The 25,818-nt window shown below is 60.5% G+C and carries 21 protein-coding genes and 1 pseudogene; 10 read left to right on the top strand and 12 right to left on the bottom strand.

The window, feature by feature from the left end; all coding sequences use genetic code 11:
- Positions 1-28: 28 nt before the first annotated feature.
- Entirely contained in the window at positions 29-805 is a 777-nt protein-coding gene (locus tag OLX02_RS17680; RefSeq protein ID WP_040110198.1) for an NUDIX hydrolase, read from the top strand.
- Positions 806-865: 60 nt separating this feature from the next.
- Here OLX02_RS17680 and OLX02_RS17675 read toward each other — a convergent pair whose 3' ends face one another.
- Genes OLX02_RS17675 through OLX02_RS17630 form a run of 10 tightly spaced genes read right to left on the bottom strand, consistent with a single transcriptional unit; the run spans position 866 to position 11,799 of the window.
- Positions 866-1,843 carry an alpha/beta fold hydrolase gene (locus OLX02_RS17675; protein ID WP_231750251.1) on the bottom strand — a complete coding sequence of 326 codons (978 nt, stop codon included), beginning with the start codon at positions 1,841-1,843 and terminating at the stop codon, positions 866-868.
- Positions 1,844-1,861: 18 nt separating this feature from the next.
- Entirely contained in the window at positions 1,862-3,469 is a 1,608-nt protein-coding gene (locus tag OLX02_RS17670; protein ID WP_040110200.1) for a flavin-containing monooxygenase, read from the bottom strand.
- Complete coding sequence (locus tag OLX02_RS17665; RefSeq protein WP_040110201.1) at positions 3,466-5,079, bottom strand: acyl-CoA synthetase; 1,614 nt, start codon at positions 5,077-5,079, stop codon at positions 3,466-3,468. Before OLX02_RS17665 ends, OLX02_RS17670 begins: the two co-directional genes overlap by 4 nt.
- A gap of 21 nt (positions 5,080-5,100) precedes the next feature.
- Complete coding sequence (locus OLX02_RS17660; protein ID WP_040110202.1) at positions 5,101-6,195, bottom strand: acyl-CoA dehydrogenase family protein; 1,095 nt, start codon at positions 6,193-6,195, stop codon at positions 5,101-5,103.
- Positions 6,195-7,418: an acyl-CoA dehydrogenase family protein gene (locus tag OLX02_RS17655; RefSeq protein WP_040110203.1), complete on the bottom strand. Its 1,224-nt coding sequence runs from the start codon at positions 7,416-7,418 to the stop codon at positions 6,195-6,197. The genes OLX02_RS17660 and OLX02_RS17655 overlap by 1 nt, the downstream gene beginning before the upstream one ends.
- Before the next feature lie 14 nt (positions 7,419-7,432).
- The gene (locus OLX02_RS17650; protein ID WP_176473672.1) at positions 7,433-7,879 is read right to left on the bottom strand and encodes a Zn-ribbon domain-containing OB-fold protein; all 447 of its coding nucleotides are present in this window, start codon (positions 7,877-7,879) and stop codon (positions 7,433-7,435) included.
- Positions 7,879-9,051: a thiolase C-terminal domain-containing protein gene (locus OLX02_RS17645; protein WP_264424936.1), complete on the bottom strand. Its 1,173-nt coding sequence runs from the start codon at positions 9,049-9,051 to the stop codon at positions 7,879-7,881. Before OLX02_RS17645 ends, OLX02_RS17650 begins: the two co-directional genes overlap by 1 nt.
- Positions 9,048-9,845 (bottom strand): ubiquinone biosynthesis protein COQ4, encoded by a 798-nt coding sequence (locus tag OLX02_RS17640; RefSeq protein ID WP_231731334.1) that lies wholly within the window; start codon positions 9,843-9,845, stop codon positions 9,048-9,050. The genes OLX02_RS17645 and OLX02_RS17640 overlap by 4 nt, the downstream gene beginning before the upstream one ends.
- Positions 9,846-9,860: 15 nt before the next feature.
- Complete coding sequence (locus OLX02_RS17635; RefSeq protein ID WP_264424933.1) at positions 9,861-11,150, bottom strand: NAD(P)H-dependent flavin oxidoreductase; 1,290 nt, start codon at positions 11,148-11,150, stop codon at positions 9,861-9,863.
- On the bottom strand, positions 11,032-11,799 hold the full coding sequence (locus tag OLX02_RS17630) for a FadR/GntR family transcriptional regulator (protein WP_052209041.1): 768 nt from the start codon (positions 11,797-11,799) through the stop codon (positions 11,032-11,034). The genes OLX02_RS17635 and OLX02_RS17630 overlap by 119 nt, the downstream gene beginning before the upstream one ends.
- Before the next feature lie 210 nt (positions 11,800-12,009).
- Here OLX02_RS17630 and OLX02_RS17625 point away from each other — a divergent pair, with 210 nt between their 5' ends.
- From OLX02_RS17625 to OLX02_RS17605, 5 genes and pseudogenes are all read left to right on the top strand, one after another.
- Complete coding sequence (locus tag OLX02_RS17625) at positions 12,010-13,263, top strand: cytochrome P450 (RefSeq protein ID WP_066272554.1); 1,254 nt, start codon at positions 12,010-12,012, stop codon at positions 13,261-13,263.
- 34 nt (positions 13,264-13,297) lie between these two features.
- Positions 13,298-13,624 carry a 2Fe-2S iron-sulfur cluster-binding protein gene (locus tag OLX02_RS17620; RefSeq protein ID WP_040110207.1) on the top strand — a complete coding sequence of 109 codons (327 nt, stop codon included), beginning with the start codon at positions 13,298-13,300 and terminating at the stop codon, positions 13,622-13,624.
- A 16-nt stretch (positions 13,625-13,640) separates the two neighbouring features.
- Entirely contained in the window at positions 13,641-14,492 is an 852-nt protein-coding gene (locus OLX02_RS17615; protein ID WP_264424930.1) for an alpha/beta fold hydrolase, read from the top strand.
- Positions 14,489-14,881: a PaaI family thioesterase gene (locus OLX02_RS17610; protein WP_228383948.1), complete on the top strand. Its 393-nt coding sequence runs from the start codon at positions 14,489-14,491 to the stop codon at positions 14,879-14,881. Before OLX02_RS17615 ends, OLX02_RS17610 begins: the two co-directional genes overlap by 4 nt.
- 207 nt (positions 14,882-15,088) lie before the next feature.
- Positions 15,089-16,134 (top strand): annotated as a pseudogene (locus tag OLX02_RS17605) (IS3 family transposase).
- Positions 16,135-16,594: 460 nt separating this feature from the next.
- On the opposite strand, the gene OLX02_RS17600 reads toward OLX02_RS17605, so the two are convergent.
- Both OLX02_RS17600 and OLX02_RS17595 read right to left on the bottom strand, forming a co-directional pair.
- A complete protein-coding gene (locus tag OLX02_RS17600; RefSeq protein ID WP_264424926.1) occupies positions 16,595-19,102 on the bottom strand; it encodes a LuxR C-terminal-related transcriptional regulator in 2,508 nt (835 codons plus the stop codon).
- A gap of 293 nt (positions 19,103-19,395) precedes the next feature.
- Complete coding sequence (locus tag OLX02_RS17595; RefSeq protein WP_202189422.1) at positions 19,396-20,832, bottom strand: NAD(P)/FAD-dependent oxidoreductase; 1,437 nt, start codon at positions 20,830-20,832, stop codon at positions 19,396-19,398.
- Between OLX02_RS17595 and OLX02_RS17590 the strand changes: the two genes are divergently transcribed.
- From OLX02_RS17590 to OLX02_RS17570, 4 genes are all read left to right on the top strand, one after another.
- The gene (locus OLX02_RS17590; RefSeq protein WP_202189423.1) at positions 20,831-22,027 is read left to right on the top strand and encodes an alkane 1-monooxygenase; all 1,197 of its coding nucleotides are present in this window, start codon (positions 20,831-20,833) and stop codon (positions 22,025-22,027) included. The two genes, OLX02_RS17595 and OLX02_RS17590, sit on opposite strands and share 2 nt — an antisense overlap.
- A gap of 162 nt (positions 22,028-22,189) precedes the next feature.
- Complete coding sequence (locus OLX02_RS20220) at positions 22,190-22,567, top strand: rubredoxin (RefSeq protein ID WP_040110214.1); 378 nt, start codon at positions 22,190-22,192, stop codon at positions 22,565-22,567.
- 57 nt (positions 22,568-22,624) lie between these two features.
- The gene (locus tag OLX02_RS17575) at positions 22,625-24,079 is read left to right on the top strand and encodes an aldehyde dehydrogenase family protein (protein ID WP_040110215.1); all 1,455 of its coding nucleotides are present in this window, start codon (positions 22,625-22,627) and stop codon (positions 24,077-24,079) included.
- 46 nt (positions 24,080-24,125) lie between these two features.
- Positions 24,126-25,790 carry a GMC family oxidoreductase gene (locus OLX02_RS17570; RefSeq protein ID WP_052209042.1) on the top strand — a complete coding sequence of 555 codons (1,665 nt, stop codon included), beginning with the start codon at positions 24,126-24,128 and terminating at the stop codon, positions 25,788-25,790.
- Positions 25,791-25,818 lie beyond the last annotated feature (28 nt).

Below are 25,818 nucleotides of genomic sequence, written 5' to 3'. Positions count from 1 at the left end.
CGGTCGGCACGACAGTAGAAGGAAGAGCATGATGCACCACGAAGAGTCAGCACTCGAGCCCAAACTGGCAGCCACCATTCTGCTTCTACGCGATGAGCCTGAGTTTCAGGTGCTGATGGTCAAGCGGCACCAGCAGATAGATTTTGCCTCAGGCGCGCTCGTCTTTCCTGGCGGCAAACTGCACGACCGGGATGCAGATCCTGCCTGGGCCGAACACTGTACTGGGTGGCCCCAATTCGACGAGGTGCAGCGGAAACTTCGGATCGCCGCGATTCGCGAAGTATTCGAAGAGGCGGGAATTCTCCTTGCCCACCACCGTGACGGCAGGCTTTTCGAGCACAGCTGTGAACCAGCGGTGCGCAGCGCCGTAGATCGGGGAGATCTGGCCTTCCTCGACGTTGTGCGCGACCTTGGTGTACAATTGCGGCTTGATGCATTGAGGGTATTTGCGCGCTGGATCACGCCGCCAATCATGCCAAAGCGCTTCGACACCTTTTTCTACGTCGTCCATGCCCCCGCCAATCAAGTCGCCGCTTGCGACGGTCATGAAACCGTCGATGCCGAATGGATAGCTCCAAGGGATGTTTTGCGCCTAGCCGGAAGCGGCGAACGAACGGTCATTTTCCCGACCCGGATGAATGTGCAGTTGCTTTCCGAAGCAAGCGATGCGTCGGACTGTCTGCGTCGCGCCGAAGAGCGGCCACTCGTTACCGTGCTTCCCCGGCTTGAAGAACGGAACGGCCAGCGCGTCCTCGTCATACCCGACAATGCTGGTTATGGTCCCGTTGTTGAAATTGTCGGTTGAGGCCTGACCATCGCATGATCAACAGTCTTGGAACTTGGGTGATTCCGAAGCCTCCTCACCTCAGTCCGAAGCGGCCTCATGCCATTGAGCCAGCAAAGCGCGCACGGCGGTCACAAAAGCCAGCGGCTGATCGAGCATCAGGTGATGGCGTGCTCCCGGAACAGCGATTATCTGGATGTCTTTTCCGCCAAGATCGTGCACGAAATCCCTCGAGTCACGTGTGAACAGCAAGCTTTCCTCGCCATGGATGATCGCCTTGCGGCCTGGCGCCGCCACAAGTTTCGTGCCGATTGTAAGCCAATCGGTGCGCGCATTGTCGCGCTTGAAAACTGCGGGTGAGAACTTCCAACTCCAACCGCCTTCGACCCTTCGCAACGAATGATAGGCCATATAGTCGAACAGGAACGGTTCCCCGACTTGCTGCGGCGGCGATAGCTTGTAACGGCCGCGCGCAGTCGCAAAGTCCGGGTAGATGCGGAGCGGCTTGTCGGGATTGCCTGAACCCGGGCTGGTGTGGCCGCCCGCCCAGAATGCTTCAAGCATGGCGGGGCGCAGGGTCATCATGTCGCAAATGGCTGCACCGGCAAAGCCTCCGGGCAATTGTTCGAGCGCTTCCAGCGCGACGCTGGCACCGAAGCTGTGCGCGACGATCGCTGGTTTCGGGGCGCCGTCGAACAGACCCAGCGCCCGCGCCACCCCGATCATTTCGCGGCCTCTCGCCGCTAAGTCGCAATTTTCGCGCACCGCGCTGTCGCCCATCGCAGACAGGTCGTAGGCCACAACGTCGTAATCCTTTGCGAGGAATGGCGCGATGAATGCGAAACAGCGGGCGTGGGCGAGGAAGCCATGGGTCATCAACACCGGTGGCGCTCCGCGGCGGCCCCACCGGAAATAGTGGATCCTGGTGCCATCGACCTCGACGAAGCCTTCATCGCGGGGAACGGCAAGGGCATCGACAAACCATCGGGGCAATTCTTCAGGGTTCGGCGCCCACTCTGGATCGATATCGCCAAGGCCGTTCGTTATGTCACTCGACAAGGTAATCTCCGATAAAATTCACGACCCCAGCGTGAAGCCCCGATAGCCATTCGCGGTGACGTCCGCGCAGATCTGGGCATAGGTTGACACACTCGGGAAGTTGATGAGCTGGCGCTTCTTGCCCGGGATATTGTCACCCATGTACCAGGACCTGGCTTTGGGAAAGAGCGTCATCGCGCCGATCTGTTCGACCATTTCGGTCCATTCGCATTCCGCCGCCGGGTCGGGCTCAAACCGCGTGAACCCCTCGTTCCTCAGGTGAAGGAGGAAATCCGTTGTCCAGTCACCCTGCAGCTCGGCAGCAGTCGGACCGTTCGAAAATCCGGACGGGCTCAGCGGGCCGTAGTGAAAAAGCATGTTGGGGAAGCCGGTAACCGAATAGCCTAGATAGGCGCGCACCCCGTCCTTCCACGCCTCGCCCAGGTCAAAGCCTTCGGTGCCGCGAAGCTTCATGTCGATCAGTCCGCCGCTACCGGCATCGAAGCCTGTAGCGAACACAATAATGTCGCATTCGATCAGGGCGCTCGCGGTCTCGATTCCTGAGGTGACCACGCGCACGATCGGATCGTGCTTGAGATCGACCAGCGACACATTGCCCTGCGCGAATATCTCGTAGTAGTTCTGTTCGAGCGATGGACGTTTCGTACCGAAGGGATGCGGCGGTTCCATCGGCGCCAATGCCTCGTGAAGCGAGGGATCGGCAATCCGCGCGCGGACCCTGTCGCGCCAGAAATCGTAGGCGAAGCGGTTGGCCCGTTCATCGGTCAGCAGGTCGGAGAAATTGTTGTACCAGAACCGCAGGCCGCCGGCTCGCCATAGACGTTCGAAAGTTGCGGTACGTTCGACTGCATCGACGTCGAGCGCGCTGATTTCCATTCGATCGGCGTCGAAGCCGCCGTTCGAGGTCTGCCGTTTGGCAAAGATCGCGCGATAGGCAGCCTTTTCCTGCGCTTGCTGCTCAAGGCTCAGTGGCTGCTGCTGCATCGGCAGAGCCAGGATCGGGGTGCGCTGGAACAAGGTCAGCTGCGCGGCGTCGCGCGCGGCTTCCTGCGCCACCTGGACACCGCTTGCCCCGGTTCCGATAATTGCCACCCGCTTTCCGGCGAACGAAAGTCCGCCCTGCGGCCAGTGCGCGGTATGGTGCCGTTCGCCTGCAAAAGACTCAAGGCCGACAATGTCAGGAGTATAGGATTTGGCGGCGAAGCCAGCGCACGGTAGCAAGAACCGCGCGCTGATCTGCTCGCCTTGCGGCGTATCGACACGCCAGACATTGTTGTCGCCATCGAAGCGGGCACCGGACACCCGCGTCCCCATGGCCATGTCGGCCCAGAGCTCCAGCTTGTCGCAAACATAGCGGAAATATCGTCGCAACTCACCGCCGCCGGGGAACCGTTCGCTCCAGGTCCAGTCCTGCCACAGCTCGGGCAGCGAGAATTCGTAGATCGGAACGTGCGAATCGACCCGGGCACCGGGATAACAGTTCCAGTACCAGATCCCGCCTGGCTCCGCGGCGGCGTCGATCAGCTTTGCGCGAAACCCCGCCTCACGCAGCCGATGGAGCAGATAGATGCCGCTGAAGCCCGCGCCGATTATCAGCGCATCGCAGTCAGGTTCAGGTGTGCTCATCGCGCGTCGCTCAGCTTGGCAGCGATTTGCGCAGCACCCTTGTAGTCCGCCTTGCCATTGGGCGCGCGCAGCGCCATCGCGGTTGCGAAAACGGCCTTGGGGGTCTTGTAGCCCGCCAGCTTGCTGCGGACGTGTTTCTTCACCTCCGTTTCATTGAGCGTTTCGCCCGCTGCGAGGTGAACCACCGCAGTCACCGCCTGGCCCCACTTGTCATCGGGCACCCCCACGACAAGCGCATCCTCGATCGCCGGATGGGTCTTGAGCGCTTCCTCGACCTCTTCGGGATAGACCTTTTCGCCCGCGGTGTTGATGCAGACGCTGCCCCGGCCGAGCAGGGTCAGGCTGCCATCGGGCTCGACCGTGCACCAGTCTCCGGGAATCGAATAGCGGACACCGCCGATGGTCTTGAAAGTTCGCGCCGATTTTTCAGGATCCTTGTAATATTCGAGCGGGATCGGTCCCTTGAGCGCGATGAACCCCGGTGTGCCGCTGCCCGGAAGCACCAGCTGGTCGTTCTCGTCGAACACGTCGCACATGCTGCCGATGGTGAACTTGGCGGTTTCCGTAGTCCCCGCAGCCGTGGTCACCGAGCGGCCGAAACCCAGCCCTTCGGAAGCCCCGAAGCTGTCCATCAAGGCCACCTGCGGAATGTGCCCGATCAGCCCCTGCTTGACTTCCTTGCTCCACATCACGCCCGATGAAACGATGGTGATCAGGCTGGACATGTCGAACCGGCCGGGGTTTTCGTCGAGCACCTTGAGCATCGGCTTGGCGAAGGCATCGCCAACAATCGCGATCGATTGCACCTTGTTCCGCTCGACCGCATCCCACAGCTCGACCGCGTCGAGCGATGGGTTGTCCAGCGTGACAAGGCATCCGCCCGAAGCCAGGGTGCCGATCGCGGTGATGAACCCGGTTCCGTGCATCAGCGGGCAGGCCGGCAAGGTCATCCGCCCGGGTCCGTCGGTGCGGATCATCGCGACCGCCTCGTCAAGGCTGTCGGGCACCGGCGCGAGCAGGCGCTGCGCATCGAGCTGCGCTTCGCGCATGTCGGTGTGGCGCCAGACTACGCCTTTGGGCATGCCGGTGGTCCCGCCAGTATAGATGAACAACTCGTCGTGCGGTGACCGTTCGATCCCTAATGGCGAGCCATCCCCCGCTGCTGCCAGGTCCTCGTAGGCAAGCGCAAACGGTGCCTTGGCCGCCGCATCGCCGATTTCGACGAAGATCTTGGCCTTTGCCAACCGATCCTTCAGTTCGACGATGCAATCGCGGAATTCGGCGCTGTAGAAAATGGCCTCGCTGTCGGAATCGTCGAAGATGTAGAACACCTCCTCGGGGCGGTAGCGATAGTTGATGTTCACATGGGTGAACCGGCCTTTGAAGCAGGCCGCCATCAGTTCGCCGTATTCGGGGCGGTTGCGCATGTAGAACGCCACCTTGGCTCCCGGCGAGAGGCCATGGGCCGCGAGCGACCGGGCGATATTGTTCGACCGCGCACCCATTTCGGCCCAGGTGATGACGCGCGCGCCGTGGATCAGAGCCGGGGTGTCTGCGGGAAGCGCAGGCTCGATCGCATCAAGAATGTCACCAAGATTCCACTGCGCCATTCGAACTGTCCTCTCGCTCTGTCAGGCCGCTCTTGCGGTCCAGCCTTGCAATATCGCCGCCTCTTCCCGGACTGCTTCGGGCCCACCCAGAACCTGCCGGTCAAAGCCGATCCGCTTGAACCAGTAATGCAGCCCCAACAGGTCGGTGAAGCCCATGCCGCCATGCACCTCGGTCGCGGTGCGAGCGACAAAGAGGCCCACTTCGCCGGTGTGGGACTTGGCATGGCACGCCATCAGGGCCGCCTCTTCCGGCGCCGCATCGAAGGCGTGGGCTGCATACCACACCAGCGACCTGCATGGTTCGTTCTTCGCGGTCATTTCGGCGCACATGTGCTTGACCGCCTGGAAGCTGCCGATCACCCGGCCGAACTGTTCGCGCTGCCCGGCATAGGCAACCGCCTGGGCGATCATCGCATCCGCGGCGCCCAAGCTGTCCGCCGCGAGCAAGATCCGCCCCGCCGCAATCACCCGCCGCGCCGCTGCGCCGCCATCGTCGGACAGAGCTTCCGCCGGGGTCGAAGCAAGCCGCAGTTCGCCGACCGAGCGCGTCGCGTCGATCGTCTTGAGGTCAATCAGCTGCAACCCGTCTGCCTGCACCGATACGATGTGCAGCCGCCCGGTTTGATCGGCGACCAGGAAGTAATCGGCGCCTTCGCAATCGAGCACGAACAGCGCCGCGCCGGTCAACTTTCCATCAGTGCAGAGCAGGCCTGAACCATCACGGTTGCTGACCAGCTGTTGCACGCCAACGCCGAAACGCGCTTCACCGGACGCCATCTTAGGCAGCCATTGCGCCTTCTGCGCCTCCGTACCGGCCTCGATAAAGGCGAGCGGCGCCATCACGTTGCGACCGGCAAAAGGCACTGGGGCTACCGCCTCCCCCAGCGCCGCGGCGACGACCGCTGCATCGAGCATCCCCATGCCCAGGCCACCATGAGCCTCTGGCACAACCAGCCCGGGCAATCCCATCTCGGCGAGCGCAGCCTGGGTTTGCGCGCTGACTGCGCTTGCGCCTTCGGCGACGTGCCGGACCTCATCCAGCGGGCAGAGCTCGCGCAACAGGCGCGTCACGCTTTCCGCCAGCATCTGCTGTTCTTGCGAAAGTCCGAAGTCCATCACTGCCCTCCCTGTGCCGACGGGCCTTTGGGCAGGTCCAGGCGCGGCTCGCGCGGCATGTTGAGGCCTCGCTCCGAAATGATGTTCTTCTGGATCTGGGCGGTCCCCCCGCCGATGATCAGGCCGAGCTGGAACATGTAGTTCCATTGCCAGCTGCCGTGCTCGCGCTCGTGGACGCTTCCGTTGTAGAGGATTCCCAATTCGCCCATAGCGTCGATCGCCAAAGCGGAAATCTGGTGGGCCAGCTCGCAGGCCTGGAGCTTGACGATCAGCTTGGCCAGGCCGCCCGGTTCGCCCTTGATCTGGTTCGAGAGGATCCGCATTCCGTTGTATTTCATCGCCGCGACTTCCGCCTGGAGAGCAACGAGCCGATCCCGGAAGGCCGGAAGGTCGATCGCCCGGACACCGTCAACCTGTTCCACCTTCATCAGCGCGATCAGGGCCAAAAGGCGGTTTTCGAGCGCGTCGGGATCGCCCAGCATCCCGCGCTCGTGTCCCAACGTGGCGTTGGCGACGAACCAGCCTTGCCCGCGTTGCCCCACAATCTGATCGACTGGCACGCGCACGTCGGTGAAGAAAGTTTCGTTGAATTCCGCATGGCCGGTCATGGTCCTGAGCGGGCGGACTTCGATCCCCGGCGTGGTCATCGGGAAGATCAGATAGCTGATCCCCTGATGCTTGGCGGCGTCCCCTTCGGTCCGTACCAGGCAGAAGATCATGTCCGCTTCCTTGGCGGTGCTGGTCCAGATCTTCTGGCCGTTGATGACGAATTCGTCGCCTTCGACCCGTGCGCTGGTCTTGAGACTGGCGAGGTCCGATCCCGATCCGGGTTCGGAATAGCCCTGGCACCACACCACATCGCCCGCGAGCGTCGGTTCGATCCAGCGCCGCTTCTGCTCTTCGGTGCCAAGCTCGAGCAAGGTCGGCACCAGCATCGAAATGCCCTGGTTGGCAAGTCCTCCGGGCACCCCGGCGCGCGCAAACTCCTCGGCGATGATCCGGGATTTGAGTATGTCTGGTTCGGCCCCGAACCCGCCGTATTCGCGAGGAATCGTGCGCGCGGTGTAGCCGTGCTGAATCAGCAGCTTCTGCCAGGCTACGCCTTCTTTCGACGGGCGCGCCGCGCGACCGGCATTCGTTGGTGCGAGATGACGATTGGCGGCGATGAAGCCGCGCACTTCCTCGCGGAACATCTCATACTCGGGGCCGTAACTCAGGTCCATTGCACAGCGTCCTTTCAGGCCGGCCGGAAGACGGGCAAGCGGAAGTCTTCTCCGATGGTCTCGAACGCGAGTGTCACCGGCAGGTCGAGACGGACAGCGTCAATCGGGCAATCGACCAGACGGGTGGCCATGCGGACCCCCTCGTCGAGTTCGACCACGGCGGCGATATAGGGAATGTCGGCCGCGAAGGCGGGATGTAGCGCTTGATGGACCACGGTCCACGAAAACACTGTGCCCTTGCCGCTGCTCTGCTCCCAGGCGAAGTCCGGCGATCCGCAGCGCGCGCACATGTAGCGCGGCAGATGCCGCCACGAACCACAGCTCTGGCACTTCTGGAAATGGAGGTGCCCATCCTGACAGCGGTCCCAGAACTCCTGTTCGACCGGGTCCTGCGGTCGCGGCAGCGGCTTGGGCGGGGCTGCGACTGCAGCGCGGGCCTTGGGGGGGAGATCTTCGTTCATCAGTCGAACCTCCGCAGGATGGCGATGCTGCCGTCGCCCAGATCGCCCCACCCGGTGACCAGCCCGGTCCGGGCGCCTTCAACCTGGCGTTCGCCGCAATCGTGGCGCAACTGGCGGACCGCCTCGATTACGTGGTTGAGCCCCCAGACGTGGGCTTCGCTGAGCAGGCCGCCATGGGTGTTGAGCGGATAGTTCCCGCCAAGCTCGATCTGACCGTCCTTGACAAAATCGAGCGCGCCGCCCGGTTCGCAATAGCCCATCGCTTCGAGCTGGAGCAGAACGACATAGGAGAAACAGTCATAAACCTGGAGAAAATCCATGTCGCTGCGCGATACTCCGGCCATTTCGAAAGCCTTGGGGGCGGCATAGGACAGGCCGATTCTGAACGGGTCGGGCCGGGATGGAATATCGTCGGCAGGGTACGGGTGCCCTTCGGCCGCGCCCGCAATCGTTACCGGAACGTGCGGCATGTCGCGCGCAAGATCGAGGCGCGATACCACCACCGCACAGGCGCCATCGGTTTCAAGGCAGCAGTCGTAAAGCCGGAACGGTTCCGAAATCCACCGCGCCGAATGATAGGTGTCCCAGTCCAGCGGTTTGCCATGGGTAAAGGCCTTGGGGTTGAGCTGGGCGTGCTTGCGGCAGGCCAGAGCGATTGCCGCAGTCGCTTCCGGGCCTACCCCGTAGAGCCGCGAATGCCGCATCGCCAGCCAGGCATACATCTGCACCGGCAGGAACACACCATAGGGAATGTAGTAGCCCTGGATGGTGTTGGTCAGGGTGTTCATGTTCATCGGCCGGGTCGGCGGAGCCCCGGGTTTGGGCCGAAGTGCCGAAAACCCGTTCCACCCGAGCGTGACCAGCACATGATCGCACAGCCCGGAGGCAATCGCCATCGCCGCGTTCTGCAGCGCTGTGGTCGGGCTGGCGCCGCCCATATGGACGGTCGCAGCATAGCACAGCACCTCAATCCCAAGATTAGCGGCCAGCTCCTCGCTGGTGGTATAGATCGGCGGCGGCACCATGCCGTCGATGTCCGAAGGTTTCAGGCCGGCATCGGCAATCGCCTTGCGCGATGCTTCCAGCATCATGTCAACGGCAGTGCGCTCGGTTCCCTTGACGAAGTCGGTTTCGCCGACGCCGGTGATAGCTGCTTTGTCGGAAAAGCTCATGCCGGTTCCAGGTTTCTTTCGCGTTGCAATGCCAGTTCGCGGCGGACCTGGAATTCGACCTCGATCCGCTTGGCCTCGGGCTCAGCCGCGCGGTATCGGGGCGCGGGAGCCAGAAGTAGCGCTGCGCGAACCTCTTCGAGTGGGCGATCCAGAAATTCTTCCCACTGGATTTCGGAAAAGTTCCTGGCGGAGCGACCACGCCGCCAGGCTTCGATCATCGGACCCAATACCGGCAATTCGGGGTGCTCGCGCCTTGATTTGAACAGCCCAAGTAGAAGCAGGAAGGCAATTCCGTGATTGTAGAATTGGGCGTTGCCAAAGGTCAGCACGCAAATTTCGCCCAGTCCGTCACGGCCATAGCCGGTGACAATGTGATAGAGATCATGCGAATCTCTCATCCGGTTGCGGAAAAGGGCAACATCGGGGTCAACGAACGACCGGACACCACCTACTTTGCTCGCCTCGACCAGACCGTCGGCGCTCAGCCCTTCGCCATAGACAAATGCCAGATACCGCTGCCCCAGGCTTCCGATCGGGCAGCGTGCCAGCCGTTCGCGGTCGCGCAGGTGTTCGAGCAGATTGCTGCGGCTGGCCAGGATGCGCCTTCCGCCTTCGGATTCCGCAAATCGCCTGAAATGGTGATAATAGCTGTTTCCGGCCAAGGCCTCGACGATCCTGAAAACCTGAGCTGTGTCTTCCTTGTCGCGGAGCAGGACCTTCATCGCCGAGAAGGCTTCCACCGGTCGGATTCTGCGCTTCAGTTCTAGACCCTGCATCTTCGCCTCGCTAGCCATGTTGCCGCGGCCTCTTCACCCAAATCGCTTGGCCCCGGCCAAGGCCTTTTCGGCATCGGAGACCAGATCGCGCATCACCTCGGCCGCGGGCCGGACCGACTTGATCAGCCCGATGCCCTGTCCCGCAAAACCGGGAAGCACATCCATGCGCTTGTCGCGGATCGCCGCTGCCATGACCGGGCCGGCGACCATCGATTGGTACGGCATGGGTAATGGCTCTTTGCCGGCCTCGATCCAGGCATTGGCCCACTTGTTGGCGATCATCCGGGCCGGTTTGCCGGTAATCGATCGACTGACCACCGTGTCGCCATCGCCGCCTTCGGCGATGGCCTGCTTCTGGAAATCCTCGATCCCTGCCTCGTCAGTTGCCAGGAATGCCGTTCCTACCCAAGCCCCTTCCGCACCCAACATGAAGGCCGCTGCCACGCCGCGACCGTCAGTGATGCCGCCAGCGCCGAGCACCGGAACCCGATCGCCAACGGCATCGACCACCTGGGGGATCAGCGATATCGTCCCGACCGGCGAATTGTGCCCGCCGCCATCGTGGCCTTGCGCGACGATCATGTCGATCCCCGACTCTACAACCTGCAATGCATGTTTGACTTTGCCCACCACTGCCATGACGATCGTGCCGTTGGCGTGAAGGCGGTCCATCCACGGTCCGGGATTGCCCAATCCCGCCGCATAGACGGGCACCTTTTCCTCGATCACCACTTCCATCTGCGCCTCGAAGAATTCCTTCGAGAACAGCGGCGGGCCGCCCTCGCTTTCCGCCCCGGCGGCGGCGCGCATCGCTGCGATGGGATCGACCTCATCCAGTCCTTCGCTGGACATGAAATCGCGAGCGAACTGCTGGTATTCGCCGAACACCGCCATCGGATCTGCGGGGGCTGCACCGGTTTCCGGAGCTTTGCCCCGGCGGACCGAAGCCGGCAGCAAGGTATCGACGCCAAAAGGTTTGTCGGTGAGCGAGCGCGTCTCGCGGATCCAGCTGCGCAGGCGTTCGGGTGAGCAGGCTGCCGCTCCCAGCACGCCCAGACCGCCTGCATTCGACACGGCGGCCGCCAGGGCGGGGACACTTGCTCCGCCCATCCCGGCCAGGACGATGGGATGTTCGATCCCGAGCATTCTGCAAATTCGACTGTTCAGTGCCATTGCCCTCTCCATCCAAACCCGTTTGGCCGATCTAAGCCACCTCTCCCCACTGCACCTTTTGCGCCACAAGTTCGGGGCTTCGTTCGGCCAGATATTCGGAAGAACCCTTGACGAGCCGCTCCATATGGCGGCGGGCGGCGTCGGAATCACACAGGCGAACCGCACTCAGAATGCGGGCCAGGCAGCGCAACTGGTTGGCCCGTTCCTGTGCGGAATAGCCAAGCTCCACCGCCATGTCGCGGGTCAGCAGATGCAGAGCTGAAGTGAGCAATCCAAAGGTCGGGTTGCCGCTGGCCCAGCCCAGCAGGTCGTGAAAGCGGCGGTTGGTTTCCTCGAAAGCAGCAGTTTCGCTGTCACGTTCAAGCTGGGCATAACAATCAGAAAGCGCGGCCAGATCGGCATTGGTCGCTCGCTCTGCCGCCCGCGCCGCCATGTCAGGCGCAATTGCTTCGCGCAATTCGAGCAGCGCGCGCAGATCGGTGTCCATAAATTGCAGGATCAGCGAGAGCGAACTGGCGAAATCCCGGGTTTGCGGTCGCGATACCACAGGACCACCGCCCCTGCCCAGCTGGAGATGAATAACGCCCTGGAGTTCGAGGAACCTGAGCGCCTCGCGCAACGTCGCGCGCGCCACCTCGTAGCGCGCGAGCATGTCTTCCTCTTGAGGCAGCCTGTCACCGATTTCCCGTGCATTCGACTGGATGTCCAGAACGATTGCCTGTGCAACCTGCAATGCGCGCTTGGCCTTGATTGCGGCAACCGTGCCGGGATTTAGTGAGGCGTTCGATTTCGAAATCATAAAAAGGGTATAAGCATTAATTCATTGCGATGTCTAGGCTCAAATCATCCATCGGGCATTGGCTTGAATACAGCAGAAATCCGGACGCTCTCGCCTTGACCCCTACGTTAGGCAGTTCATGCTTGAGGGAAAGGCGTAAAAGCTGATAATCTTTATTGACTCGTGCGATCCATTTGGCTAGCAGCTGACGCATCAGGAAAGGGCAGATGCATGGCAACCTCGGCAGTCCATAACCAAACCGTCGATTCCATTCCGCTTGGCGAGATCAATGTCGCCAATCCGTACCTCTTCCAAAATGACACGGTGGGGGAATATTTTTCCCGGCTTCGCCGCGAAGACCCGGTCCACTATTGCGCAGAGAGCCGGTTCGGACCCTATTGGTCGGTGACCAAGTTCAACGACATCATGGCGGTCGATACCAACCACAAGGTCTTTTCGTCGGAAGCCAAGCTGGGCGGCATCTCAGTCCAGGACATGCACAGCGACGAAAGCGCGCTTGAGCTTGAAATGTTCATCGCGATGGATCAGCCCAAGCACGATCAGCAGCGCAAGGCTGTAAGTCCTGTTGTCGCACCTTCCAATTTGCTGCTGCTCGAGCCGGTCATCCGCGAACGTGCAGGCGCCATCCTCGATGCGCTGCCCATTGGAGAAGAGATCGACTGGGTCAAGCTGGTCTCGGTCGAACTTACCACCATGACGCTTGCGACGATCTTCGATTTTCCCTGGGAAGAAAGGGCCAAGCTTACGCGTTGGTCGGATGTCACCACCGCGTCCCCAGAGACTGGCATCGTTGAATCGTTTGAACAGCGCCGCGAAGAACTCATCCAGTGCGCGATGTATTTCAAGGGCCTGTGGGACCAGCGGATCGACCAGCCCGGCGGCAACGACCTGATCTCGATGATGGCGCATTCCCCGGCCACCCGCGATATGCCCTTCCTGGAATTTCTCGGTAATCTGTTGCTGTTGATCGTGGGCGGTAACGACACCACCCGCAATTCGATCAGCGGCGGGGTCCTGGCCCTCAACCAGAACCCCGGCGAATATCAGAAATTGCGGAACAATCCGGCGCTCGTTTCAAGCATGATCCCCGAGATCATCCGCTGGCAGACCCCGCTGACCCATATGCGCCGCACCGCGCTTGAGGACGTGAAGATTGGCGGGAAGCAGATCAGAACAGGTGACAAGGTGGTGATGTGGTATCTCTCGGGCAACCGCGACGACACCGTGATCGACCGGGCCGAAGAGTTCATCATCGATCGCCAAAATCCGCGCCACCATCTCTCGTTCGGGTTCGGTATCCACCGCTGCATGGGCAACCGTCTGGCCGAATTGCAACTTCGCATCATCTGGGAGGAAATCCTCAAGCGCTACAGCTTCGTCGAAGTTGTCGGCGAACCCGAGCGGCTACTGTCGAATCTGGTGCGCGGGATCACCCGGCTGCCGGTGAAGCTCCACGCGCACTGAAGCCTTGATTTCGCTTGAAATACGGAACATCGAAATGATCAAAGTGACTTTTGTTTCCGCCGATGGCACCCGTCGAACGGTTGAAATAGACGAGGGGCTCAGCGCTCGTGAAGCCGCCCTATTCAACAGTGTGCCGGGGATCGACGGCGATTGCGGCGGGGTCTGTGCCTGCGCCACGTGCCATGTCCATGTCGACCTGGCCTGGATGGATCGGGTCGGGCCGCCGGAAGAAGGCGGCATGGAGAGCGATCTGATCCAGTTCGCTGAGGGGACGACCGAGACTAGTCGCCTCGCCTGCCAGATTTCGATGGTCCCCGAACTCGATGGCTTGGTGCTGCATCTGCCAGAACTTCAGCACTGAGCAATACGCCATGCACATGACGTTTGACGGAAGCGGCGGCATCTCCATCGCCGCAAGCCTTGTCGGCGATGGCCTTGGTCGACCGCCAGTCTTACTGGCGCATGGCGGGGGGCAGACCCGGCGAACCTGGCGCAAGACGATGCAGCAATTGGCGCAGCACGGTTATCATTCGGTGGCGATCGACATGCGCGGCCACGGCGAAAGCGACTGGGCAGCCCCTGACCAATACCGCTTTACCGATTTCGGCAAGGACATCCTTGCGGTCTGCGACAGGCTGGATCAGCGGCCGCATGTGATCGGTGCATCGCTTGGCGGATTGGCCGCACTTGTAGCGGAAGGCGCGGTGCGGCCGGGCAGCTTTGCGTCGCTGACGCTGGTCGATGTTACGCCGGAAATGGACCCGGAGGGCGTTTCGCGAATTGTCGGATTCATGAACGCCCATGTGGAGCGCGGCTTCGCGTCATACGACGAAGCCGCGGAGGCGATCGCAGACTATATGCCGAACCGCGAGAAGCGAGGCGCCAGCGAGGGTCTGAAGAGCTATCTCCGCCTCGACGCTGACCAGCGTTACCGCTGGCATTGGGATCCTGGTTTTCTGAATCACATGGCCGCGCGCCGCGAACAGGACTATGCCCAAGCCCAGGCGGCTGCATGCGCCCTCGCGCTACCGGTCCACCTGGTGCGGGGCGGATCGAGCGACCTGATCTCCCTTGAGGCTGCGAAACGATTTGTCGCGACGGTGCCCGGCGCGCAGTTCACCGATGTCTCCGGCGCGGGACACATGGTCGTCGGTGACGACAACGACGTCTTCAGCAGGGCAATTCTCGAATTCCTCGAAAGCCAGGCCGAACCGGAGACAATCGCGTGACACTCGAAGATCTTAACCGCACACTGTTGGTCGCGCCGTTTCACCGGTGGCTGAACCTGCGAATGGTCAAAGCGGATGCCGAACACATTCTGATCGAAATGCCGTGGCGGGACGAGATGATCTCCAACCCGACGCTGCCGTCAATGCACGGCGGAATTCTTGCCTCGCTGATCGATCTGACAGGTTTCTACACTGTCCTCGCGTCAGGAAGCATGTCCAAGTCCACCGCCGATCTGAGGGTTGATTACCACCGGGCGGCGAGCCGCCAGACGCTCCTTGCCGAAGGGCGCCTGATCAAGGCCGGAAGATCGTTAAGCGTGGCCGACGTACGCATTCACGATGAAGCCGGAACACTGGTCGCCAGCGGTCGCGGGGCATACAATATGTAGTTGGCATTGTCGCACGCTCAAACCGACTTCGGTCGGGGTCGAGATCACTGATATTGGCTAACATCCTGGAGAGCATGGAGCGCATTTTGATCTGATCCCGAAAAGCTGGATCATTTTGAGTTAGAGTTTTTCGCCGTAGTCTCCCCTGGCTGGGAGGAGCGAAGGATGATGAAGGCATCCAGATTCTCAAACGCGTAGAAGGCGTTCATTCTGAAACAGGGCGCGGATGGCGTTCCGGTGGCAGACATCTGCCGCAGGGCCGGGATCAGCCAGGCGACCTGCTTCAACTGGAAGAAGAAGTATGACGGCATGCTGCCGCCGGATATGCGTCGACTGAAGCAGTTCGAGGACGAAAATGCGAAGCTGCGCAAGCTCGTGGCGGACCTGTCCCTGGACAAGGAGATGCTGCAGGATGTCATTCGCCGACAACTGTGAGGCCTGCTCGTAAACGCGAGCTGGTGAACGGGGTTCGCAGTGATTGGGGCGTGTCGAACCGCCGGGCTTGCCAGGTTCTGGAGATGGACACCTCAACCTACCACTGCAAATCCCGCCGCCGCGAGCAGGCCGGCATTGAAGCCCGCATCCGTGAGATTTGCGAGACCCGCGCCCGCTACGGCTACCGGCGGGTGCACGTTCTTCTTCGCCATGAAGGCTGGGAGATCAAAATGAAGCTAACGCACAGGATTTACAACGAGTTGGGCCTCCAACTGCGTAACAAGACGCCCAAGCGAAGGGTGAAGGCGAAGCTGAGGGAAGACCACTGCGCGGCCTCCCGCGAGAATGGTGTGTGGGGCATGGATTCGTCCATGACCAGTTGGCGACAGGCCGCAAGATCCGCGTACTGACGGAGGTCGTCCACCACATCACGTCAGCGCTTCAGCTAACGTGGCAAAGACGTCGTCCAGACCCTCGAGGTGACCTGCGCCATGGTTGGCTATCCGAAGACGATCCGGGTCGACCAGGGCTCCGAGTTCATCAGCCGCGACCTGGACCTGTGGGCCTATGCCAACGACGTCACGCTGGACTTCTCCCGGCCCGGCAAGCCGACAGACAATGCCTACATCGAAGCGTTCAACGGGCGGTTCCGGGCGGAGTGCCTGAACACACACTGGTTCCTGACGTTTGCAGATGCCCGCGAAAAGTTGGAGGAGTGGCGCAGATACTACAACGAGGATCGGCCGCATGGTTCCATCGGCAACAAGCCCCCGATCACGCTGGTAAATCCCGGTGGCGCACCCAGCCCGTCACCGTGATCAAGGCCGGGAAACTCTAACCCCGGGTGGTCCTGAGAATGGTGTAGGATCAGCAAGGCGGAAAACTCTAGACCGGAACGGTCCAAGGTTGGGCAGTAGTGTAGAAGGAGCCGGACTCTACCTCTGAATGGTAACAATCAGGGGCGCACGTCATCTGGTCCGACCGCCTCGACCTCGATGCCGAAAGCCACCTGCCGCTGCACACAAAACTGCAACTGTGTATCTGTGTCCGAATAATGCACAGGGGCCTATCCGAATAATTCAGCGCGGAAACCACCGTCGCGCGAAACGCCTCGAAATCAACAACCCGCGCCAGCACTTCCAGCGAATCGCCATCCGCCGACAACATCATCTTGTGGTCCGATAAGCCGAAAAGCCCCGATTGCCGCATCATTCGATACCATGATACGGAGCGATTGAATCATCCGTCAGCCAATTGGCGAGCGTTGAATAGAAATGTTCATTTGTGAAAAAGTTTCATACTATCTGCTAATAATATCGCCTGGACGCGATTTTTAACTCCAAACTTGGAAAATATGTTGTGGACATGCCATTTAACTGTGTCTTCGCTAATTCTGTGTTTTAGGGCGATCTCGCGATTTGAAAGACCTTCTTTGATCTTCTGGAGAATTGCCAATTCCTTTCTCGTAAGGATAGCATTTTTGATTTCTTTTGATGTGAAGGCAGGATAATCATTTAACTCGATGCGGTGGCTGCCAAAATCCTGATCGCCTGGCAGGAGATCGAGCAGCGGTATCGAGCTTGGTCCTAAAAATTCCAGATATTGACGCTCGTCAAGCAACGTTCGAAAACATCCCTTTCGTGCGGCGATATCGATGGCATCCGCTACGCGTTGCTCGGCAACCGCCAACCTTTCTGTTGCCGCATTGGCGCCTGCGAGGCACATCAGAGCTGAAATTTCCAGCCTGTTCGATTGGCTGCGACGCGCGTGATCCAACGTGGCGCTCGCTAACCGGCTCGACAGATGATGCTTCCCTTTTCGCGCTGCGATACGAGCTTCCGCGAGCGACCTCATGGCGCGTAAACATGGGCCGTGTGATGTCTGAAAAACAGGCTCGCTTTGCGCCGGCAAGATCGCAATGGCCTCGTCGGGGCCATCCAGGACCAGTAGATTGGCCAGGGCAAGACGCGCGAGCACATCAAGACGCGGGAAGGTGCATTCCCTTGCGATCAGGCGCGCTTCCCAAAGGAGTTCGCTGGCGACTCTCCGGTCGCCTTCGCGATTGGCGATGGCTGCCGCAGTACGAAAGGCCGAAAAGAGGAAATCGACCACGCCGTGTTGACGTACGAAATCCAGAATATTATCAACCCGCGAAGCGATACCGTCAAGTTGGTTCGTCTCGTATCGTAGTTCAAGCTCCAGTATTTCCAGGAGATTGGCAGAGAACGGTGTGGCATTGATCTGGGCTATGTTGTCGTTTCGCGCACATCTAAGGCGCTCGGCGGCGCCTTGCATATTGCCCCGCGAAATGTCGCTGTAGATTATCGCGCTGTGAAGCCAGCCGAGCGCATACCGATGGTCGGCGACGATGTTGACGGCGGATGCTTCAATACTCAATTTTTCCAGGTCGTCAAACCGCCGTTCGCTGGCCGCAATAAAACACAGGCATGTGAGGATTGCCCCCCTGGAGACGAGATCAGCATCACCATTCAACTTTATCCATAACTCGCATTGCCGTCTGCTTTCGGCAAGATTGTCCGCGGTTGCTTCGCCGATCGCGGCGACGAGATCGCACCACCACTTCGTCCGCCGCCGGGCCGTTTCGTCGGAAAGGCCGGCGCTGAGGGCGCGAAGTTCCGTCAGCAGCGCGGCCGCCTGTTTCTGGTCGTGACTGAAAATCTGCGCCCAGGCCGATCCGACAATGATCGTTGGGTCAGAGACAGCCTCGGAGAAGCTGCGCCGCCATAACTGGATCTGATCCACCTCGCCTTGGCGCAACGCGATGTCTATCATGCTCGTTGTCGCGACCTCGGCCGCAGCGTCCAAATCGCCCGCTCGCAGATAGAGGCTGATACTTTCGCGACTATGACCGCTTGCCCGCTGCCATTGAGCAGCCCGGGCGAACAGTTCCGATTTCAGGCCGTGAAGCTCTACCGCAAACCTGTGCTCGAGAAATTCGCGGAGCAGCGGGTGAAATTCATAACATAACTGTGTTCGGTCCTGTGGGGTAAGCAGCATGCGTTCGGCGGAGAGCTTTTCGATGAAGTAGGCCCCATCGCCCCTGTTGAAAACATGGTTGAAGTAGTCGGCGGAGATCACCCCAAGGATCGAGGCGCGGATGCAGAACTCCCGCACATCACTCGGGAGACTGGCGAGTATGGCGCTGCGAAAATATCGATCCAGATCGCTATCGCGACCGGTAACACGATCGACGACCAGACGTCCCGCAGTTGCATGATTCGTTGAAGCGGCCTGTAACAAAAGGCATAGTGGTTCCGCCCAGCCTAGTGTTCGTTTCCAGAGCAAATGGATGTCCGGTTCCGAGATGAGAATTCCGGGCTCGCCACGCGCGACTGCATTCGCTTCGACAAGCGAGAAGGCGAGCGCATCCGTCCCGACTTCCCGGAGCTGTCGCCGGGCGGCGATGCGCGCAAAGCCGATGCCCGCAGTCGTTGCTGCCACGATCTCGACGTCAGCCGGCGCAGTCAGCATGAAGTCCTCGATCTCGTCCGTCAAATCCGGATGAAACCCGATGTCGTCAAAACAGAGGAGAATAATCGATTTCGTTTGATCAATGAGTTCCTGCAACCAGGCGGCGAGAGCGTGGAGCGTCTGAGGAACGGCGCCCGGAAGCGGTGGAGGGTCATTCCCGGTGGCGCGGTATGCTGCGACTATCTGCGCATGGATGCGCTCTGCGAGCAGACGGGGATTATAATCGCATTCCTTGGCGGACGTCCAGGCCACATAGGCCCCGCCTTGACGGCGATTGGCCCAGAACTGGGCCATCGCGACACTCTTTCCATAGCCAGAAGGCGCGCGAAGGAGGTGGCGGCGTCTAGCTTCATCAGCCATGAACAGGCGCGGGCGCGGAAGGCATCCAGACGCGAGCCTCGCTACCCGTTCATTGACACCATCCATGATCGTCGAACTTCCTCTCCTGCTCTAGCCTGCCTTTTCCGTCGGCTCTCAGCGGCACAACCGAACTCCTATATTACAGAGATTGTCATTCCTGCCAAACCCAGCCGGAACGCTGGTGACCATTCCCCCGCAACGCCTCCGCCGGCGATGTGCAAGGCGGGTCAGATGACGGCCTCCTTCAAAGGGATGGCGGGATTGCTCAGCTTGCTAGGGTCGATATTCGTGCGCGCGCTGATGAATTGCTTACCAACCAGGAAATCCTGTGGCGAATTGATCGCTTCGACGCACTGGATCCGATCGCCCTTCAAATGGAAAATCGCAAAGCCTGCGGCACACGGGGTGCCTCGCAGAAGGACATTGTCGACATCGGTCGCCTGGCCGGCGATCTGCAGTTTCATGTCATATTGGTCGGACCACTGCCAGGGGACTTCGTGGGTCGACGAGGGGCCGCCGACAATGGCGTTGGCGGCCTGTCTGGCTTGTTCGAGTGCATTGGGCACGCTCTCGAGACGAGCGACGTGGGCGTAGTGGGGGATGGGGCGACGGGCGACGTCGCCGATGGCGAAGATGGCGGGATCGGATGTGCGCGCTTCAAGATCGACGAAAATGCCGGCGCCTGTATTCAGCCCGGCATCCCGCGCGATTTCATCATTGGGAACGGCGCCGACGCCGACGAGGACGGCATCGCACGCGATCGTTCGACCATCGTCGAGACGCACACCGCTTACACGCCCATCATGACCTTCGAACCCCGACACGGTGACACCCAGTTCGAAGTGGACGCCCTGTTTCGCATGGTATTCGTGAAAGAAGGTGGAAAGTTCTGGGCAGGCTACGCGGGCGAGCAGCCGCAGGTCGCGCTCAATCACCGTTACTTCCGCTTCAAGCGCTCGTGCGGACGCGGCCACCTCCAGGCCGATGTAGCCGCCGCCGACTATGGCAAGGCGCCGGCCGGCTCGCAGGGCGTTTTTGAGTCGTTCCGCGTCGCCCGCCGTTCTCAATTCCATAACCCCGTCTAGGTCCGACCCCTCTACCTGCAGCTTGATCGGGCGAGCGCCCGTCGCGATGATGAGATAGTCATATTGCAGAACCTCGCCGGTCGAGAGTGTCACCGTCCTGGATTGGCGTTCCAGCTTGTCCGCCCGAATACCCAGGCGCAGGCCGATCTGGGATGCTTCGTAGAACCCGGCCGGTTTCAGGAGTGTCGGAGCTTTACCCGGTTCGGCCCGGAGCGAAGCCTTGGAAAGCGGCGGACGATGGTAGGGAAGGAGGGATTCTTCACCAACGAGCGTTATCAGCCCCTCGAATCCAAGCTGGCGAAGGATGGCTGCCGCCGTTCCGCCCGCGTGGCCCGCCCCCAGAATCACGACATGTTCATCCGCTCGGCCCATAGATGCTCTCTCCTGAAACGCTGTGGTTTGACCGGCAGGGCGATCATTCTGATCTTCAGGCTCATTCGATAGAAAATTCGGATAGGGATAAAACCCCACTTTAGTTGGGTTGTTCCACGAGATGAAGTAGCCAAGAATACAAAGCGGCACGACTTGCCCAAAGTTAGAGACGCAGGAAGTGCGTGCGCATCGAGAGGAAATGTCCATGAGCACAACCATTTTGAGTGACGGCGCGCCTGATCGCTATGTCGACAGGAAGCGTTATCTTTGGGTATTGTCGGTCGTTTGGCCGGCAGCACCGCTAATCGGGCTTTATCTCGTCCACCTGACGGGATGGAGCATCTTCTACGCATTCACTCTGTTCGTCTGGTACGGCGCAATCCCGGTCTTCGACGTCCTCTTCGGCAAGGATCCGAACAATCCTCCCGAAGCGGCAGTTGCCCGCCTCGAGGCAGACCGCTATTATCGAGTTCTCACTTGGCTTACCGTTCCGGTGCACTATGCTTCGCTGATCGGCTGTGCATGGTGGATCACGACGCAGCCGATCGCGTGGTGGGAGGTAGTGGCTCTCGCTTTCTCCCTGGGGATCGTCAACGGGCTGGCGCTGAATACTGGCCACGAACTCGGGCACAAGAAGGAACCCTTCGACCGCTGGATGGCCAAGATCGTTCTCGCCGTGGTTGGCTATGGGCACTTCTTCATCGAGCACAACAAGGGCCATCATCGCGACGTAGCGACTCCCGAAGACCCCGCCACTTCTCGCATGGGCGAGAGCATTTACAAATTTTCGCTCCGCGAAATTCCGGGCGCGTTCCTGCGCGCGTGGAATCTTGAAAAAGTGCGGCTGGAACGTGTCGGAAAGGGTGTCTGGAGCCTCGACAATGAGATCATCCCCCCGCTAATGATTACCTTGGCAGTCTACACCGCGCTTGTTCTGGCTCTCGGTCCCAATCCGAAGTTGCTGGTGTTCCTGCCCATTCAGGTCGCCTTCGGCTGGTGGCAGCTCACCAGCGCGAACTATATCGAGCATTACGGACTGCTGCGCCAGAAGATGGCGGACGGACGGTACGAGCGCGCTCAGCCGCGTCACTCGTGGAACAGCAATCACATCGCGTCGAATCTCATCCTCTTCCACCTTCAGCGGCACTCCGATCACCATGCTCATCCGACGCGCAGCTATCAGTCGCTGCGCGACTTCAAGGGCCTGCCGGAACTGCCCACGGGATATCCGGGCATGTTCTTCATGGCGATGATCCCGCCGATATTCCGGTCAGTAATGGATCCTCGCGTTGTCAAATGGGCCAATGGCGATATCGACAAGATCCAGATTGATCCGGCGCGCAGAAAGCGAATCGCCCGCAAATACGGTGCATCGCAGGGTAGCCGGCTTCCCGTAACATAAGTTCATACCGCAGGCGATCTGACTCGACTCGATCGCCCTTCAGAAGGTCGGACGTTCCTCCCAGTAGCGATGCTGGATGCAAGACCTGGCGACGGCGCCCCAGGCGGCGTCGCCTTTTCTCCGGAATTCGTCCACCGCTTAACGCAGGAAGAAAGCAGCGCGATGACCGAATATAAATGCCCAGACTGCGGCTACATCTACGACGAAGCCAAGGGCAACCCACATGAGGGCTTTGCACCCAACACGACATGGGCGCAAATTCCCGACGATTGGGCATGCCCTGACTGCGCCGTTCGCGACAAGGCGGACTTCATCCCTCTGCTGGCGCAGGGCGCGAGTGCGACGGCGATCGAGGCTTCAACAGACGCCGAACCGTTCGCGAAATGGCACTGCGTGACCTGCGGTCACATCTATGACGAGGCGGTCGGCGACCCGGCGACAGGTCTGCCGCCTGGAACCCGATGGTCCGATGTACCTGCGGATTGGTACTGCCCTGACTGCGGCGCGACGAAAGAAGATTATGAGCGTCTCGACTTCTGATGGGCGCCGGGTGCCGCGCTGTGGCTCTGGTCGCTGCGTCAGCTTGAGGGGAACTCCATGAATATCCAAGCATTCACGCGCGCCATTTCCGACTCGGGCGGCGGCATGAAGGAGGTTCAGTCCCTTTTTGCCTGTCAACGCGAGGCAGCCGAACGGGACAGAGCGCGGTTCGGCCTGCAGGAACGCCTGGATAGCCTGACGCGGCTGAAGAATGCGATCAAGCGGCGCGAAGGCGACATCATCAGGGCGCTAGATGCTGATTTCAGGAAGCCGGAACCTGAGGTGCGGCTGACCGAACTCTTCCCGGTCTATCAGGAGATATCCCACGCCCGGCGGAACCTGAAGTCCTGGTCGAAGCCGCACAGCGTTCGAGGCTCGCTCGGCATGTTCGGCACGACCGCGCAGGTTCGCTACCAACCCAGAGGCGTGTGTCTGATCATCGCGCCCTGGAACTATCCGGTCAATCTGACCTTTGGACCGTTGGTATCCGCCTTGGCCGCCGGTAATACGGTCATGCTCAAGCCGTCCGAGCTGACGCCGGCGACATCAGCCGTCATCCGGCAGATCGTGGAGGAAACCTTCCCGGCGAATCGGGTTGCCGTCTGCGAGGGCGACGCCTCGGTCTCGCAGGCACTGCTCGACCTGCCTTTCGACCACATTTTCTTCACCGGTAGCCCACAGGTCGGCAAGATCGTGATGGCGGCAGCCGCAAAGCACCTGACCTCGGTGACACTCGAACTCGGCGGCAAATCCCCAACGATCGTCGATTCGACAGCCGATATCGACGATGCAGCGCGCAAGATTGTCTGGGGGAAGTTCTCCAACAATGGCCAAACCTGCATCGCACCCGACCACATCTATGTCGCACGCGATCAGGCGAAGCCCCTGGTCGATGCCCTCCGCCGCGAAATCCGGGGCGTATACGGGGAGACGGAGCGCGATCAGAAATGCGGTGCGGATTACGGGCGGATCGTAAATTCTCGGCATTTCGATCGCCTCAGCGCGCTGCTAGACGATGCAACCTCGCGTGGCGCGCTGGTCCTCGAAGGCGGGGTCCGCGATCCGGATCAGAAATATCTCTCGCCAACGCTGATCGGGGGGACCGACCCCGAAATGGCAATTTCGCGGGAAGAAATTTTCGGGCCGATTCTGCCAGTGATCGAATATGACGATATCAGCCGCGTTATCGATACAATCAACACCGGCCCCAAGCCGCTCGCTCTTTATATCTTCAGCAAGCATGCCCCAGCTTGGGAATCAATCATCGAAAGGACCAGTTCCGGCGGTGTTTGTATCAACCAGAACGTCGTCCAGTACCTGCACCCCAATCTGCCGTTCGGAGGGGTCAACAACAGCGGTATCGGAAGCGCGCATGGCTTCCACGGCTTCAAGGCATTCTCGCACGAACGCGCAGTGTTGAGGGACAGGTTCTCTGTTTTGCGGCTTCTGTTTCCGCCCTACACGCCCGCCGTGAAGCGATTGATCGATATTACGGTTCGCATTCTAGGCTGAGCGCCCAGACAGAGAGTGGTCTTGGCACTACAGATCGGAGACATGGATGTTTGATTATATCATAGTGGGTGGGGGATCCGCTGGTTGTTTGCTAGCAGAGCGCTTGTCGGCAAACCCTGACATAAAGGTCTGTCTGCTCGAAGCGGGGCCGCCGGACCGCAGCCCGCTGATCCACATGCCCATCGGGATCGCGCTTCTTTCCAAGAGCAAGACGCTCAACTGGGCCTACGAGACTGAGCCGCAGCCCAACCTCGGCAACCGGAGACTGTTCTGGCCGCGTGGAAAGACACTCGGCGGCTCAAGCTCGATCAATGCAATGGTCTATATCCGTGGTCATCGCGAGGACTATGACGCCTGGGGAGAGGCGGCCGACCCAATCTGGTCCTTCGATAATGTCCTTCCGTTGTTCAAGGCGATGGAGGCGAACGAGCGATTCGGATCCGACGCGCACCACGGCGGTTATGGCGAGCTTCATGTCAGCGATCTTCGGACCGTCAACCGGCTGAGCGAAGCATTCGTGGAGGCTGGGCAAGAAGCGCAGTATTCGCACAACGCCGATTTCAATGGCGACACGCAGGATGGGATCGGCTTCTACCAGGTTACGCAACGCAAAGGGCGGCGTTGGAGTTCCGCCCGAGCCTTTCTGTCAGGCGCAAAAGGGCGGCCTAATCTCCGAATAGTAACCGGAGCGCGGGCAACGCGGATCATTCTGGAAGGGCGCAAAGCTGTCGGGGTGACCTATGCGTCGGGTGACAAGCTCACCGACCTGCGCACCAGGGGCGAGGTCATTCTGTCGGGCGGTGCGATCAATTCACCACAGTTGCTGATGCTTTCCGGCATCGGCGACGCGGCAGAATTAGGGGTGTTCGGCATTCCGGTCGTCGTCGATCTGCCGGCGGTTGGAAAAAACCTGCAAGATCATCTCGACATCACGATCATGCACGAGGCGAGCGATCGCACGCCGATCGGGGTTGCCCCATCATTCATCCCGCGAGCGCTGGCTGGCGCATTATCCTATGTGTTCCAGAGGCGGGGGTTTCTGACGAGCAACGTTGCCGAATCCGGCGGATTCGTCAAAAGCTCACCCTCACAAAGTCGCCCGAACCTGCAGTTTCACTTCCTTCCTACTCTGCTGAAGGACCACGGCCGCCAGATCGCCTTCGGCTATGGCTACACGTTGCATGTCTGCGATCTGTTGCCGAAGAGCCGGGGACGGATCGGGCTAAAGAGCCGGAATCCGCTCGACGATCCCTTGATCGATCCCGCCTATCTCTCGGCTCCCGAAGACATCGAGACGATGGTCTGGGCGGTAAGGATCGGGCGTCAGATCCTGTCGGCGCCGTCGATAGCGACCTTTTCGAAACGCGAGCTGGTTCCCGGATCGTCAATCGAGAGCGAAGCTGACGTCATAGCGGACATCCGCCATCGGGCCGAAACGATCTACCACCCGGTTGGGACATGCCGGATGGGAAGAGATCCGCATTCCGTCGTCGATCCGGCGTTGCGCGTCCGCGGGGTGGAGGGCCTTCGTGTCGTCGATGCCTCCATCATGCCCACCCTCGTCGCCGGGAACACCAACGCGCCAACGATGATGATCGCGGAACGGGCCGCCGAACTCATTCTCGGGAAAACAAGGCTCATGGCGGGCACGGAGGAGGGATCATCCTCCACCGTATCGCTAGGTGCCAGGCAGCGAAGTCAGGTCGGATGAACGGGCATTCCGACGGCTGATCTGGCCG

It is taken from the genome of Novosphingobium sp. KCTC 2891, assembly GCF_025938155.1.
Taxonomy (GTDB): domain Bacteria; phylum Pseudomonadota; class Alphaproteobacteria; order Sphingomonadales; family Sphingomonadaceae; genus Novosphingobium.
Note: the sequence above shows the minus strand (reverse complement) of the source record. Positions and strands in the feature narration are given on the sequence as shown.

Coding starts and splice junctions, on each gene's coding strand:
- OLX02_RS17665 (WP_040110201.1), bottom strand. CDS start 5,079: ATGGCGCAGTGGAATCTTGGTGACATTCTTGATGCGATCGAGCCTGCG.
- OLX02_RS17590 (WP_202189423.1), top strand. CDS start 20,831: ATGAGCACAACCATTTTGAGTGACGGCGCGCCTGATCGCTATGTCGAC.
- OLX02_RS17645 (WP_264424936.1), bottom strand. CDS start 9,051: ATGAGCTTTTCCGACAAAGCAGCTATCACCGGCGTCGGCGAAACCGAC.
- OLX02_RS17570 (WP_052209042.1), top strand. CDS start 24,126: ATGTTTGATTATATCATAGTGGGTGGGGGATCCGCTGGTTGTTTGCTA.
- OLX02_RS17640 (WP_231731334.1), bottom strand. CDS start 9,845: ATGGCTAGCGAGGCGAAGATGCAGGGTCTAGAACTGAAGCGCAGAATC.
- OLX02_RS17670 (WP_040110200.1), bottom strand. CDS start 3,469: ATGAGCACACCTGAACCTGACTGCGATGCGCTGATAATCGGCGCGGGC.
- OLX02_RS17680 (WP_040110198.1), top strand. CDS start 29: ATGATGCACCACGAAGAGTCAGCACTCGAGCCCAAACTGGCAGCCACC.
- OLX02_RS20220 (WP_040110214.1), top strand. CDS start 22,190: ATGACCGAATATAAATGCCCAGACTGCGGCTACATCTACGACGAAGCC.
- OLX02_RS17615 (WP_264424930.1), top strand. CDS start 13,641: ATGACGTTTGACGGAAGCGGCGGCATCTCCATCGCCGCAAGCCTTGTC.
- OLX02_RS17595 (WP_202189422.1), bottom strand. CDS start 20,832: ATGGACATTTCCTCTCGATGCGCACGCACTTCCTGCGTCTCTAACTTT.
- OLX02_RS17630 (WP_052209041.1), bottom strand. CDS start 11,799: ATGATTTCGAAATCGAACGCCTCACTAAATCCCGGCACGGTTGCCGCA.
- OLX02_RS17655 (WP_040110203.1), bottom strand. CDS start 7,418: ATGGACCTGAGTTACGGCCCCGAGTATGAGATGTTCCGCGAGGAAGTG.
- OLX02_RS17650 (WP_176473672.1), bottom strand. CDS start 7,879: ATGAACGAAGATCTCCCCCCCAAGGCCCGCGCTGCAGTCGCAGCCCCG.
- OLX02_RS17660 (WP_040110202.1), bottom strand. CDS start 6,195: ATGGACTTCGGACTTTCGCAAGAACAGCAGATGCTGGCGGAAAGCGTG.
- OLX02_RS17575 (WP_040110215.1), top strand. CDS start 22,625: ATGAATATCCAAGCATTCACGCGCGCCATTTCCGACTCGGGCGGCGGC.
- OLX02_RS17625 (WP_066272554.1), top strand. CDS start 12,010: ATGGCAACCTCGGCAGTCCATAACCAAACCGTCGATTCCATTCCGCTT.
- OLX02_RS17600 (WP_264424926.1), bottom strand. CDS start 19,102: ATGGCCCAGTTCTGGGCCAATCGCCGTCAAGGCGGGGCCTATGTGGCC.
- OLX02_RS17620 (WP_040110207.1), top strand. CDS start 13,298: ATGATCAAAGTGACTTTTGTTTCCGCCGATGGCACCCGTCGAACGGTT.